Annotated in this window: 1 protein-coding gene; it reads right to left on the bottom strand. The window is 47.1% G+C overall.

All coding sequences use genetic code 11. The annotated features are described in order from the left end of the window. A partial coding sequence (locus H5975_RS09305) for an IS30 family transposase (protein WP_204785646.1) occupies positions 1–291 on the bottom strand: 291 nt, incomplete at both ends.

The raw sequence follows: 291 nt of genomic DNA, 5'->3' as shown, positions 1-291 counted from the left end.
CATTACTACCGCGTTCATGTGGTGAATAAGCATGGGCAAAATAAACCGGAGTACCAGTTCGCTGCTCAATTGCCTGGTAGTTAGCGAACTCTTTACCATGATCTACGGTAAGCGTCTTGAGCTTGTCTTGAAGTTGACTAGCTAGTTCAAGTACGGCTTGAGTCATTGACTGACTGTCGCGACCATGGAGCCGTTTAACAATTGTCAGGCGACTCTTACGCTCCACAAAAGTAGCCACAGCTTGACCTTTACGTTTGCCAGAAAGTACGGTATCAGCTTCAAAGTGGCCGA

Origin of the sequence: Limosilactobacillus coleohominis (assembly GCF_016901675.1) — a bacterium.
Lineage (GTDB): Bacteria > Bacillota > Bacilli > Lactobacillales > Lactobacillaceae > Limosilactobacillus > Limosilactobacillus intestinavium.
Note: the sequence above shows the minus strand (reverse complement) of the source record. Positions and strands in the feature narration are given on the sequence as shown.